The sequence below is a fragment of the Pseudoalteromonas sp. bablab_jr011 genome (assembly GCF_016464045.1).
Taxonomy (GTDB): Bacteria; Pseudomonadota; Gammaproteobacteria; order Enterobacterales; family Alteromonadaceae; genus Pseudoalteromonas; species Pseudoalteromonas lipolytica.
The window spans coordinates 78,060-87,874 of the sequence record NZ_JACDWU010000079.1 but is presented as its reverse complement, the minus strand read 5'-3'; the positions used below and the strand labels follow the sequence as shown (position 1 = coordinate 87,874).

7 protein-coding genes and 4 tRNA genes are annotated in these 9,815 nt (G+C 43.0%); 1 reads left to right on the top strand and 10 read right to left on the bottom strand.

The window, feature by feature from the left end; genetic code table 11:
• Nucleotides 1-101 precede the first annotated feature (101 nt).
• From JIG41_RS02375 to JIG41_RS02365, 3 genes are read right to left on the bottom strand one after another with little or no spacing between them, the layout of a single operon-like run.
• Entirely contained in the window at nucleotides 102-812 is a 711-nt protein-coding gene (locus tag JIG41_RS02375; RefSeq protein WP_249406594.1) for an enolase C-terminal domain-like protein, read from the bottom strand.
• An 8-nt stretch (nucleotides 813-820) separates the two neighbouring features.
• Nucleotides 821-2,197, bottom strand: coding sequence for an SH3 domain-containing protein (locus tag JIG41_RS02370; RefSeq protein ID WP_199524206.1), 1,377 nt, complete (start codon nucleotides 2,195-2,197; stop codon nucleotides 821-823).
• 16 nt (nucleotides 2,198-2,213) lie between these two features.
• Entirely contained in the window at nucleotides 2,214-3,524 is a 1,311-nt protein-coding gene (locus tag JIG41_RS02365) for a hypothetical protein (RefSeq protein ID WP_199524205.1), read from the bottom strand.
• A gap of 168 nt (nucleotides 3,525-3,692) precedes the next feature.
• On the opposite strand from JIG41_RS02365, the gene JIG41_RS02360 reads away from it, so the two are divergent.
• A complete protein-coding gene (locus JIG41_RS02360) occupies nucleotides 3,693-5,708 on the top strand; it encodes a TonB-dependent receptor (RefSeq protein WP_065978433.1) in 2,016 nt (671 codons plus the stop codon).
• Nucleotides 5,709-6,011: 303 nt separating this feature from the next.
• On the opposite strand, the gene JIG41_RS02355 is transcribed toward JIG41_RS02360, so the two are convergent.
• The 7 genes from JIG41_RS02355 to prfB all read right to left on the bottom strand — a co-directional run bounded on the left by JIG41_RS02355 (nucleotide 6,012) and on the right by prfB (nucleotide 9,749).
• Nucleotides 6,012-6,088: transfer RNA gene (locus tag JIG41_RS02355), tRNA-Arg, on the bottom strand.
• Nucleotides 6,089-6,199: 111 nt separating this feature from the next.
• Nucleotides 6,200-6,276, bottom strand: a tRNA-Arg gene (locus JIG41_RS02350).
• 22 nt (nucleotides 6,277-6,298) lie between these two features.
• Nucleotides 6,299-6,375: transfer RNA gene (locus tag JIG41_RS02345), tRNA-Arg, on the bottom strand.
• A gap of 33 nt (nucleotides 6,376-6,408) precedes the next feature.
• Nucleotides 6,409-6,501, bottom strand: a tRNA-Ser gene (locus tag JIG41_RS02340).
• A 112-nt stretch (nucleotides 6,502-6,613) separates the two neighbouring features.
• Complete coding sequence (locus tag JIG41_RS02335; RefSeq protein WP_036971722.1) at nucleotides 6,614-6,811, bottom strand: hypothetical protein; 198 nt, start codon at nucleotides 6,809-6,811, stop codon at nucleotides 6,614-6,616.
• A gap of 277 nt (nucleotides 6,812-7,088) precedes the next feature.
• Nucleotides 7,089-8,624 (bottom strand): lysine--tRNA ligase, encoded by a 1,536-nt coding sequence (gene lysS / locus JIG41_RS02330; RefSeq protein WP_036970557.1) that lies wholly within the window; start codon nucleotides 8,622-8,624, stop codon nucleotides 7,089-7,091.
• A 26-nt stretch (nucleotides 8,625-8,650) separates the two neighbouring features.
• Nucleotides 8,651-9,749, bottom strand: a protein-coding gene (prfB, locus tag JIG41_RS02325) for a peptide chain release factor 2 (RefSeq protein ID WP_118844059.1) whose coding sequence is annotated in 2 segments (ribosomal slippage) — nucleotides 8,651-9,673 and nucleotides 9,675-9,749 — 1,098 coding nt in all. Because the reading frame shifts where the segments join, the coding sequence is not laid out codon by codon here.
• Nucleotides 9,750-9,815 lie beyond the last annotated feature (66 nt).

Here is a 9,815-nt window from a genome sequence, read left to right as displayed (position 1 = left end):
TATGTCAGTACCTTTGCTTTTCAGCAAGCTTGTGACGCATCATTACTGTGATATGAGATACATGATAATAAAATAAAGGCATCAATTTTGATGTTTATACATTAGCTCGTCTTGACTTCAAGGGAGCGTCCATATATGTCGTTACTTTTAACAGGCTGCTCTACAAGCTCAAGCACGACTCCGGCGTGTTCTAGTTGCTGAAGTGCCTGCACTGTTTGCTTAGCACTCCAGCCTTGATTAACATCAAGACGCAAGAGTGCTTTGCTTGCAAAGCCCGCATAAATTGCTTTAACACGCTCAATGTCTTGGTTCAGGTTATTGCCGATTTTAACTTTTAATACATCGAAACCTTGATCAACTGCGAGCTGGCAGTCGCTGAGCATCTTATCGATATTATCAACACTGATAGTGATATCTGTTTTAAGCTCTGACTGCCCGCCACCGAGTAATTTATACAATGGCGCTTTATAAAGCTTGCCCCATAAATCATAAACAGCAATTTCTAGCGCCGCTTTTGCGCTACTATTACCGACTACTGTCGTTTGTATAATATGGGTGAGCTGATTAATATTTTCTATTTCTAGGCCCAATAATTTCGGCGCAATAAACTGCTTAATAACGCTTATCATGCCTTGGTGAGTATCCCCTGTAATAACTGGGGTTGATGCTGCTGAACCATAACCAATCTGGCCGCAGTGAGTCTCGATGATCACCACTAAATCTTCTATAAAACTAACTTCTCTCAACGCCGTTTTGAATGGGGTCACTAATGGCACTTTGAGCTTTGCAAAACGAATTGCTTTAATTTTCATACAGGCCTCTAGCGAATACGTTTAATGTTATACACACGGTCTAAATAGCTTGTTTCTTGCGAGAGCCTTAACGGCAATAATGGAGTAACCGATACCCCATTTAGAGCACTGCTGTAAAAACTACCATCGCCTTTGTTGTAGCCAAGCCCTTTCACGTCGTGAATTACGTACGGCTCACCTTGGTGTTCACCTAAATACATCATCACATGACCTGGAATATAAATTAAATCACCAATTGCCATATTCTTAACAATGGATAATTTAGACGCTTCATTGGCATTTTTATCAAAGCGGCTATTTTTACCGTACTCACTGCTCCCTTGCTGACCGGAGTTACGTGGCATGAGTAAACCAAAACTTTTATAAATTTCACCCACAAAACCAGTGCAATCTCGGCCATTGTAATCGTGCCCCCATCCATACCGCTCACCTAAAAACTTAAAGCCTTGCTTAATCAGGTTTTGTTCGGTGTAGGCGAGGTAACCGATATTTACATCTGCGGTTTTACTGATCATTGCTGGCTTTATGGCTAATTGGCCATTTTCATCGCGCGTTGGTAATTGCACAATATGGCTGGCATAGGTATTTTGCCCATTCAGTAAGTAAGGAACTTGCTCGTTATCAACAAGGGGTAAACGCACTCCCATATCAAGCTGAACTTCTGAGCGTGCATCATCATTAGGCACATAAGCAGTGTGCACTTTAGCGCCAGTGATGACTAAAAAGTTTTCTTGGTCACGGTACGCTTTAATTTTATCAGCATCGGCAAAAGCAATATCCTCAGCGGGTGTCCACGCTAAATAGTTATAAGCACGCACTAAAAGCCACTTTTTATCCGCGCTTTGATGCAAGACAGCGACAGTCTCTCCCGGAAACATGCCACTTTCTTGAAAGCGATCTAGGTCGTGATCTAAGCCACTGTTGAGCACCCGATCCCACGTTGGAAAGGTCCGTAATGACGTACGCTTCACCACCACACCAAAGCGAACTAAGTTAGTACTCGCGACCTTATTAATATTTAAATTTTCCTGATATTTAGCAAAATCTTTCGCTGTTAATTGACGTCCGTCAGTAAAAAAGCGCGGGCTTTTTGGCACTGAGCTGGCTTGATTAATTAAGCTAGTGAGTTCGGCTTTAGACAGCGATTTTTGAAATGACAGTGGATCAACAATGTACTTATTTTCTTTGATTAACTTATCGTTAAACGCCTGAATTTGCGCATTTGTCATGAGCATTTTTGCTGATGCGCCTTGCTGCAACCAATAACTAGGTGACAACTGTGACTGAGTGACGGCTATCACATCTGACTGCCACCCTTCGGCATGCATAGGTGAGCTAAAGGCAACACCTAGGCTAATTGATAAAGCGATAATTGAACGACGCATGTGTGTTCCTTAATACTTATTGAGCGCGTGAATCTAATAGTTTTGTAAAAGCTGCCTGCAAATTTTGCTGCATTAGCTTGCCGACTTTTGGCAAGTGGGCTTCCTCTGCACCAGGGATTGCTTGCTGAATACTCAAGGTAAACTCGCGACCGCCATTAATTTGCCCCAAGCAAACATGAGCGAGCATAACCGTTTCGGTCGTAGAGCGAGTTTCACTTGGGCCCCAGCCGATTTTTTGCCACACTCGCCACTGCCCATTTGTCGCGGTATCAAGTACTTCTTTTGCCGAGCGTGTATCATTGGGTGCAATCGCTTTTGCAAGTGCATTAGTCACAAGATGACTGATGCCAATCATCATACCACCTCCGCCAGCCTGTTGTTCGCTATGACCTGTGCCATTAAGGAGTACATCTACATCGCTACTTTGCAAATACGGCATACGGGTACTGGGTTCACGGTCGTGACTAACAAGGCGTTTTAACCATTCAGCTTGTGCCAAGGTAGTCATTGCCTTATTACCCGTTAAACCGCAGTTATCACAACGGTAACTTAAATAACCAGGATCATCACGATTTGCTTTGTAATGGCTGATCTTTGCATCATGTTCTGGGTGTGCAGGGTCATGCCAATATTCATCAGATGGCATAAACTGCTCACCGCCATAGGCACCATTAAATAATAAACCAGGGGTTTCGAGCTTTAACCAGTCATTATAAAAGAAGCTTTGTAATGTATTGCGCCCAGCAACATTAATAAAATAACTCGCGATTGCATTTGAATTGCCATCCGCTTTTCCAAATGGCTCATAGCTATTTACGCTACTAATTAAATCAGCCAAGGGAGTATCACCAGCCAGTGCGTGCGCACCTAATTTAGGCTGCTCTTTTCTCACGGTAGCGACAGCACCTGTGAAGGCTTGAATCTTTGATGAGCTCCACGGCTCATAAAGCTCATTGTGCGTGCCATCACTTAAGTAACGGTAAGCAAGTGCCCCGCCTTTTACCTGATAATCAATAACAAGCAATTTTCCTTGCTGTTGAGACGGAGAAAAATATTGCCAATCCGCGGCAATTCGAGACTGCCAATCAGGTTGCTGATAAGCCACTTGGTCAGCACTTTTATAGCCTTTTCCAGTCCCATTATTAGCGAGACTTAAACAACCGGTATTATTTAAATCACGTGGCATGATTGCAGGTGCCATCATCACTTCGGCAAAAAACTGCTCGTCAGTCATTGTGTCCACGGGGTTATTCGCGTGACAGCCAACTAACAGAAAAAGGCTACTACACAGCGTAAAATTGAGAGAGCGTAAACGCATGGTGTGCATAAAATAAAATTCCCACTTATTTTTATTTTTAGAATATTTTATTAAATTTAACACAAATTTCCCATGAAGCAAATTAACTCAGCTTTATTACGATTCATCTATTCTGCATCCAAAAAAATGACTTACGCGTATATACTTTTAATACCAAATAGAAAAGGGATTTATAAAATGAAAAAGTTATGCTTTATTGCGGGCTGTCTAAGCTGTTCTGGTGGCGCATTTGCTAATATTGAAAAAATTACCGTATATGGCCACCGCACTGGCTTAATCGGTGAATCAATCAGCGCCTCAAGTGGCATTATTGGCCAAGGTGAGATTGAAAATAGACCCATGCTCAGAAGCACAGAGCTACTTGAGTTAATCCCTGGTATGGCCGTTACTCAACACAGTGGTTCAGGTAAAGCAAATCAATACTTTATTCGTGGTTTTAACCTTGACCATGGTACAGACTTTTCAACCAATATTGATGGTATGCCAATCAATATGCGCAGCCATGGACATGGTCAAGGCTATACAGACTTGAACTTTATTATTCCCGAAACGATTGCCACAGTCAGTTATCAAAAAGGCAGTTACGATGCAAAGCAAGGTGACTTTTCAACTGCGGGCAGCGCCTACTTTCACCTGACAGATAACCCAAAGCATCAACAGTTAGATTTCACTATTGGTGAGGATAACTATTTACGCGCGGTTGCTTTAGGCAGCATTCCACTTGGTAATAGTAAACTTATTGGCGCCACAGAATGGCAAGGTTACGACGGGCCATGGCAAGACATTAAAGAAAGTGTAAATAAAAAGAACGCCCTCCTTCGTTTCGTTAATGAGTCTAAGCACGGTAACCTATCCATCAGTGCTATGGCATATGATAATACGTGGAATTCGGCTGACCAAATTCCGCAACGCGCCGTTGATCAAGGTATCATTTCATCGCTGGGCTCTTTGGACACCACATTAGGTGGCAGCTCTAGTCGCTATAGCTTATCGGCTAATTGGCAAAACGAACACCTCACAGCTAATGCCTATGTAATTGATTACAAACTGAACTTGTATTCTAATTTCTCGTATTTTCTTAATGATCCTGTTAATGGCGACCAATTTAATCAACGTGATAATCGTACGGTGTCTGGCGGGGCAATCAGTTATCAATTTTCGGATGTTTTAGGCTCTATTTTACTGAATCATGATGTAGGTGTTGAACTTCGTAACGATAACATTGATAACGTAGGACTGTATAACACACAGTCGAGAAATTACTTATCAACCGTACGTGAAGACCGTGTTGACGAAACAAGTTATGCTGCTTATTGGCAAACCCAACTTACTATGAGCCCTCAATTAGAGGCCACTGTAGGCGTACGCTATGACTATATTGATGCGAGCGTTAACAGCGATAATCACTTAAATTCAGGCGATGCAAATGACGATTTACTCGGTTTCAAAGCAAGCCTAACTTATTTATTCAACGAGAACGTAGCGGGTTATGCCAACTGGGGGCAATCGTTTCATTCTAACGATGCACGCGGCGCAACAATTCAACAAGACCCTTTAACCCTTGCAGCCACGGATACCGTTGATTTGCTGGTTAAAAGTAATGGTGCTGAGTTGGGCATGCGCTACTTTGATGAAAAGCACTTTAACTTTTCAGCGGCACTGTGGTGGCTTTCACTTGACTCAGAACTCCTCTTTGTTGGTGATGCAGGCAATACTGAAGCCAGTGATGCATCAACACGTTACGGATTAGAACTAAGCGCTTACTATTGGCTAGCCGAGACACTTAGCCTTGATGCTGAAGCATCGTTTACACATTCACGCCTAGACATAGATAGCCAGAACGACCGCATTGAAGGGGCTGTGCCAGTAGTTGCCAGTGCTGGGGTAAACTGGCACATAACAGAGCAATGGCAAACATCGTTGCGTCTTCGCCATATAGGTAAACGCATGCTCAATGATGATGGCAGTCAACGTTCAGAGCCTTTGACCGTCGTTAACGGTTTAGTTAGTTACCAACATACTCACTGGAAAGTCGGCTTAGAGCTACTTAATCTATTCGATAGCAGTGATCATGATATCGATTACTATTATGCATCACGCTTACCGACTGAGCCCGCAGAGGGAGTAGAAGATAATCACTACCACCCCATAGAGCCACGTACGCTTAGATTCAACGTCAGTTTACTCTTTTAGAGAACCTGCTCTGTGTACTTTTGCAAGTTAGTGATTAGGTCACGGTAAAGCGATACACTGTTATCTTTGATGCGGTCGAGGAAAAAGTCGTCAGTAATGCGAGTTATTTGCTGGCGCTTGTTCTTATCACTTAACTTACTGCCAGCAATTCCTATTAGTTCAGAAATTTTTAACGCAGGTAGCGACTGGTTTAATCACTCAAAATAATTAAGTATTTTTGCACAATGGTATGATACCGCAGCTGCGGATTTCGGGCACAAAAAAACCGACTTTCGTCGGTTTATGTCACTTTCAGAGTGAAAGTGGCGGACGCGGGAGGATTCGAACCTCCGACCGCCTGGTTCGTAGCCAGGTACTCTATCCAGCTGAGCTACGCGTCCGCAATATTTCTGCTTATTTACGTCTTGCAATGACGGTGTCGTTTAAACACAAAAAAACCGACAATTTGTCGGTTTATGCTTTCTTACATTGCTGTATGAATGTATAGAAAGTGGTGGGCGCAGGAGGATTCGAACCTCCGACCGCCTGGTTCGTAGCCAGGTACTCTATCCAGCTGAGCTATGCGCCCACATTTTGATGTTAGTAAAGGATGGTGGGCGCAGGAGGATTCGAACCTCCGACCGCCTGGTTCGTAGCCAGGTACTCTATCCAGCTGAGCTATGCGCCCATTCTTTACTTTACAAGATAACCATTTAAAAAATGGTGGAGAAGGAGGGATTCGAACCCTCGATAGAGCTACAAACCCTATACTCCCTTAGCAGGGGAGCGCCTTCGGCCACTCGGCCACCTCTCCGTCTTGTGGGGCGTATAATAAAGATTTCAGAAAATATGTCAAACACTTTTCAAGGAAAATCGCACAGATGGTTATAGATTGTCCACTACGGGTAAAAACAACAAACTTTTGCTCAGCCTTTGACCGGTTTTGCTTTTTGTCTGAACGAATCGATGCCCGCTAATGGGATATGCTCATCGGTTATTTCTGCTAAATATTGATCCTGATAGCCTAGTTGTTGAAACTCGGCGATGCAGGCACGATAAAAAGCTTCACGTTGCTCATCGCTTTTACTGGTGTCTGTCTGCAACTGCACAGGCTTTTTTGTCATTATAATTAAGTCCACTAATACGTTGAACGACATTTGTACAATGTTCTCATACTCGTATTAAAAAAACACCACTGTAATTACGAACAAAAGGCGATGTTTAACATTTTTACTACAACAACAACGCAGACTTAATCAGTATTTCTTTTTTTATCAATTAATTACAAATCAGTAGTTACAGAACTCAACGTTTAAAATCAGAAATTTCCGATAATAAAAACGCCGCTAAAAAGCGGCGTTTATTAGAGTCTTAGTACTGATTAGTACTGATTAGTACTGATTAATCAGCTTGCGGACGCATATGAGGGAATAAAATGACGTCTTTAATCGTTGATGAGTCTGTAAATAACATCACCAAACGGTCAATACCAATGCCCTCGCCTGCTGTTGGCGGTAAGCCGTACTCTAATGCACGAATGTAGTCTTCGTCGTAGTGCATTGCTTCATCATCACCCGCGTCTTTCTCTTCAACTTGACGAGAGAAACGTTCTGCTTGGTCTTGTGCATCATTTAGCTCAGAGAAACCATTTGCAAGCTCACGACCCCCTACAAAGAACTCAAAACGGTCAGTAACAAATGGGTTTTCATCGTTACGACGAGCCAGTGGCGACACTTCCCAAGGGTATGCCGTAATAAATGTAGGTTGAATTAACTTATGCTCTGCAGTCTCTTCGAAGATTTCACACAAGAACTTACCTGGGCCCCATACACAGTTTTCAGGTACTTTAACGTGAACTTGCTTCGCATACGCTTTAAGCTCTTCAAAATGATTTTCTGGGTCATTAAATACAGCCGCATCAAAGTCAGGGTTGTACTTAAGGATAGCTTCGCTCATTGTTAAACGTGCGAAAGGCTTACCAAAGTCATACTCTACAGAGTCAACTACGTCGCCATGCTCGTTTTTCGTTGTGTTAACAACGATTGGTGAACCCAATACATCTGTTGCAACTGTACGTAGCATATCTTCAGTGATGTTCATTAAGTCGATGTAATCAGCGTATGCTTGGTAGAACTCAATCATCGTGAATTCTGGATTATGACGCGTCGATAAACCTTCGTTACGGAAGTTACGGTTGATTTCGAATACACGCTCAAAGCCACCCACAACTAAACGTTTTAAGTAAAGCTCTGGCGCAATACGTAAATACATATCGATATCAAGTGCATTGTGATGCGTTACGAATGGGCGTGCAGACGCACCACCAGGGATAACCTGTAGCATAGGCGTTTCAACTTCCATGAAATCACGGTCTGCTAAGAAACGACGAATACCTTCTACCACTTTTGAACGAATACGGAATGTCTCACGCGTCGCTTCATTGGTGATTAAATCAACATAACGTTGACGGTATTTTGTTTCTTGGTCTGATAGACCATGAAATTTCTCTGGTAATGGACGCAGTGACTTAGTCAGTAGCTCATACTCAGTCATTTCGACGTATAAATCGCCTTTGCCTGATTTATTTAGCGCACCTTTAACACCGATGATGTCACCGATATCAAGTTGGCCGTATTTTGCTTTTAATTCTTTTTGTACGTCTTTTGATGCGTATGCTTGAATTTGACCTTTCATGTCTTGTAACGCAAGGAAAGGACCACGTTTAGCAAGGATACGACCTGCTACTGAAACTACATGTTGCTCAGCAACTAATTCTTCTTTCGATTTATCACCAAACTCAGCTTGCAAATCAGCCGTGTAATGTTCACGACGGAATTGGTTTGGATGACCGTTGGCTGGGCAATTTTCGCGAATAGCGTCTAATTTGCCGCGACGCTCAGCGATTAACTTATTTTCGTCTTGGATTTGATCAGTCATTTTTTAGCTCTTTTTTAGCTTGGTGGTTATAGGCCAGATTTAAGGCTGGCTTCAATAAATTTATCTAAATCGCCGTCAAGAACCGCTTGAGTATTGCGGTTTTCAACGCCCGTTCGTAAGTCTTTAATGCGCGAGTCATCAAGCACGTATGAACGAATTTGACTTCCCCAGCCAATGTCTGATTTTGCATCTTCTTGGCTTTGCTTCTCGGCATTTTGTTTTTGCAACTCAAGCTCAAACAATTTCGCTTTTAACTGCTTCATTGCTTGGTCTTTATTTTTATGCTGCGAACGCTCATTTTGGCACTGCACAACCGTATTGGTTGGTAAATGCGTAATACGTACTGCTGATTCGGTGGTATTTACGTGCTGACCACCCGCACCCGACGCGCGATATACGTCAATACGTAAGTCGGCGGGGTTAATATCAATTTCAATATTATCGTCAATTTCTGGGTACACGAAAGCAGACGCAAACGAGGTATGACGACGACCGCTTGAATCAAACGGGCTTTTACGCACTAAACGGTGCACACCCGTTTCAGTTCGTAACCAGCCATATGCATATTCGCCAACAAAGCGAACTGTCGCCCCTTTAATACCAGCCACATCACCGTCGGTTGCTTCAACAAGCTCAACTTTAAAGCCTTTCGCTTCACCCCAACGTAAATACATGCGCAGTAGCATATTACACCAGTCTTGCGCTTCAGTACCGCCAGAACCCGATTGTAAATCTAAGTACGCGTCGTTTTGGTCATGGGCACCTGAGAACATACGACGGAACTCAAGCTTTTCTAGTTGCGCATTTAAATCGGCTAATTCAGCCTCGGCTTCAGCAAAGGTTTCCTCATCTTCGGCTTCAACAGCAAGTTCAACTAAGCCTTCAACATCTTCAGTACCGGCCACTAAATTATCAATGGTCTCAACGATAGCTTCTAATGCCGACTTTTCACGGCCAAGGGCTTGAGCACGCTCAGGCTCATTCCACACTGCTGAATCTTCAAGTTCTGCGTTAACTTCTTCTAACCGCTCTTTTTTAAGAGGGTAGTCAAAGGTACCCCCGAAGCAGTTCAGTACGTTCGCGAATTTCCTTGATTTGATTAATCACAGGATTCACTTCAAACATGTACATTACTCCAAAATGGCTGATTTACCGCGCACAGCTCTCAAGATGAATTACGGTAAAATATCT

Bases quoted from the DNA above. Each gene is read 5' to 3' on its own strand.
- JIG41_RS02375 (WP_249406594.1), bottom strand. From the start codon at position 812: ATGAAAATTAAAGCAATTCGTTTTGCAAAGCTCAAAGTGCCATTAGTG.
- JIG41_RS02370 (WP_199524206.1), bottom strand. From the start codon at position 2,197: ATGCGTCGTTCAATTATCGCTTTATCAATTAGCCTAGGTGTTGCCTTT.
- JIG41_RS02365 (WP_199524205.1), bottom strand. From the start codon at position 3,524: ATGCACACCATGCGTTTACGCTCTCTCAATTTTACGCTGTGTAGTAGC.
- JIG41_RS02360 (WP_065978433.1), top strand. From the start codon at position 3,693: ATGAAAAAGTTATGCTTTATTGCGGGCTGTCTAAGCTGTTCTGGTGGC.
- JIG41_RS02335 (WP_036971722.1), bottom strand. From the start codon at position 6,811: ATGACAAAAAAGCCTGTGCAGTTGCAGACAGACACCAGTAAAAGCGAT.
- lysS (WP_036970557.1), bottom strand. From the start codon at position 8,624: ATGACTGATCAAATCCAAGACGAAAATAAGTTAATCGCTGAGCGTCGC.